Source organism: Luteibacter sp. P4_E6 (genome assembly GCF_056401535.1).
On sequence record NZ_JBFUJE010000455.1, the window covers coordinates 1 to 3209 of the forward strand.

At 63.4% G+C, this 3209-nt stretch carries 2 protein-coding genes; one reads left to right on the plus strand and one right to left on the minus strand.

Going from position 1 to position 3209, the window contains the following annotated elements:
• On the plus strand, positions 1-1891 hold a 1891-nt coding region (locus AC1DT2_RS19075; protein WP_477298039.1), incomplete at its 5' end, for a glycoside hydrolase family 76 protein.
• On the opposite strand, the gene AC1DT2_RS19080 is transcribed toward AC1DT2_RS19075, so the two are convergent.
• Complete coding sequence (locus AC1DT2_RS19080; protein ID WP_477298040.1) at positions 1882-2925, minus strand: alpha/beta fold hydrolase; 1044 nt, start codon at positions 2923-2925, stop codon at positions 1882-1884. The genes AC1DT2_RS19075 and AC1DT2_RS19080 overlap by 10 nt on opposite strands.
• Between the last annotated feature and the right edge of the window lie 284 nt (positions 2926-3209).

Below are 3209 nucleotides of genomic sequence, written 5' to 3' on the forward strand. Positions count from 1 at the left end.
GGCCGTAGCCAGCCTGACGGCCATGGTCGCCGCCCTTCCCTCGATGGCAACCGAACCGACCCCATCGACTCCCCGACAAACCGACGGACCGACCGCCATGGCTCGTGCCCGGGTCGCGGCGGACGTGTTGATGAGTTCGTATGAGCCCGACAAGGCCTGGTTTCCCTCCAGTTGGTGGAATTCGGCGGTGGCTCTGCAGACTGTCGGCGACTACATGCAGCGAACAGGAGACCGTCGCTATCTCGGTCAACTGAACAATACGTTCGAGAAGGACAAGGGCGTGTTCCCGGCTGGCGTCTTGTCGGGCGATCCGCTACTGGGCAACTTCACCAGCCGGGCCATCGACGATTCCGAGTGGTGGGGCCTCACGTGGCTGCAGGCCTATGACCTGACCCACGACCCGAAGTATCTGAACATGGCGGTGACCATCGCCAACTACGTCGACGGCTACTGGGACACCAGTACCTGCGGCGGTGGCGTCTGGTGGGATGGCGAGCGTACGTACAAGAACGCCATCGTCAATGGCCTCTGGATCCGGCTCACGGCCGAGCTGCACAACCGGATCCCCGGCGACACGTTGTGGCTGGGTCGATCCCGAACGGCGTGGGCGTGGTTCCAGGGCAGCGGCATGATCAACGCGAAGGGGCTGGTCAACGACGGCCTCACCAACGCCTGCACCAACAACGGCCAGAACGTGTGGACCTACAATCAAGGTCTGGCGATCGGCGCCGGCCTCGAACTGTGGCGCGCCACCCGGGATCCGCAGGTGCTGACCTCCGTACGCCGCCTTGCCGACGCGGCCATCGGTCCTGATGCCCTGGTGACTAACGGTGTCCTGAGCGAAACCTGCGATGCCGCCGACCAGACCTGCGATGACAACGGCAAGCAGTTCAAGGGCATCTTCATGCGCTACTGGACCGAGCTTGTCGACACCACCCATGATCGGGGATACGCGGCATTCCTCAACCAGCAAGCCACCAGTCTCTGGAATGACGACCGCGACGCCGCGGGCCGACTCGGCACGCGCTGGTCCGGCGTCACCAACGACGACCACCCCAATGTGTTCGACTGGCGCACCCAGGCGAGCGCGCTAAGTGCCCTCATTGGCGATGTGCCGGGCTTTACGCCGCTTGCTTCGCTGGCAGCCACCCTGTCCCCGGCGCAACCGGTGATCATGCCGGCGGCCTCGGGTACGACGGTTATCCCTCTTACGCTCAACACCTCGGCAACGGGATTCTTTCCGCTGCTAGCGCTCGCCTCCGTCGAGGCGCCCACGGGCTGGAGCGCATCGCCACGCGCATCCCTCGTTCACTTGCAGCCGCGTGGCAACGCGATCCCGGTCAATGGCAGCATCGCATTGGACGTGAGCGTCCCCGGTTCGGCGAGTGACGGGCACCACGTGATCACGGCAAGCGTGGCGGCACCCGGCTTGCGCTTCACGACCCTGGCCGATGTGCTGGTCGCTCATACGATCGACTTCGATACTGGCACGGTCGATGAAAACCCGTGGCTGTTCGACGCTGGCGGTTCGCAGAGCAATGGTGTGCAGAATCGCTTCGCCGATGGGAACGCTCACTTTACCTATCGGTTCCCGCTTCCAGCCGACACGACCTCGGCACACGTTACCCTGACCATCGACGCCGAATTTCTGGTACAGGCCAGCTCCGACAACGAGCACTGGACGACCGTGCTGCAGGAGACTCAACCGGTCACCGACGGATCGAACAAGGCCGACCGAACCATCGACCTGACGCCCTTCCTGGGCGTCGAGGCCGACGGATCAAAGCCGGTCTACCTGAAGGTGTCGGACGCCTTCCCCAATGACGGCTGGGGCGGGCGCGTGTACCACGTGACGGCAGCGATCGCGGAGGGCGCCGCGACTCAAAGGTGATCGGCGTCGATAACCGCCTGGGTGAACGCCTGCGGTGCTTCCTCAGGCAGGTTATGACCAATGCCGCCAGTAATCAGCCTGAACTGATACTTGCCCGTGAACTGTTTGGCATACGCCTCGGGCTGAGGATGTGGCGCACCGTTGGCATCGCCTTCCAGCGTGATGGTCGGTACCGGGATCTTCGGTGCCTGGGCTAGCCGCTTTTCCAGGTTGTCGTACCTGGCCTCGCCCTTGGCGAGGTTCAGACGCCAGCGGTAGTTGTGGATCGTGATGGCGACGTGGTCCGGATTCTCCAACGCCTGTGCACTGCGCTCGTAGGTGGCATCGTCAAAGCTCCACTTTGGCGATGCCAGCTGCCAGATCAGTTTGGCGAAGTCGTGATGGTTCTGCTCGTAGCCGAGGCGACCACGCTCGGTGGTGAAGTAATACTGGTACCACCACTGGTATTCGGCCTTGGGTGGCAATGGCGTCTTGCCCGCTTCCTGGCTGCCGATCAGGTAGCCACTCACGCTCACCAGCGCTTTCACTCGCTCCGGCCACAACGCCGCGACGATATCCGCCGAGCGTGCACCCCAATCGAAACCACCAAAGACCGCGCACTTGATGTGCAGCGCGTCCATGAAGTCGATGACGTCCTGACCCAGGGCAGCAGGCTCGGCATTTCGCAGGGTGCTGGCGGAGAGAAAGCGGGTTTCGCCGTAACCGCGCGCATAGGGGATAAGCACGCGATACCCTTTCGCCGCCAGCGCCGGCGCGACCTCATCATAGCTGTGAATGTCGTAAGGCCATCCATGCAGGAGGATCACGACCGGGCCATCCGCAGGACCCAGCTCGGCATAGGCAACGTCCAGCACGCCGGCGTGGACATGCTTCAACGGGCCCAACGGGTCGGGCGATGCGGACGACGTTGTGGCTGCCTGGGCCGGCGACGGGGGCGCAGATTGCGCATGCGCACTGCTCGATGCGCCGACAAGGAGCGCCAGGGCGGTCGCGCCTGCCAGGCTCCGGCTACGGAGTTTTATGTTGCTATGCATGGACGTTTCTCAGCTCGTTGGACGTAGCTAGGAGACCAAAAAACATTGTCTCGACTGTGTCCAGCGGCGCGCTGAAACGTCTCCGAGTGTGTCGAGGCCTCATCCGGACACATTGGGATACAAAGCGCGCGCCTACGGTTCGGCCAGGATGGCGAGTGTCAGGTGCTCTAAACCCTCCGCCATGTCACAGCATCCAACGGGTTGGCTCGTCCCGCACCCCAGGAGAATTCGCCTTGCCTCGAATCCAACGGTTCACCACGTTTGCCGCTGCCGCCCTCCTGCTC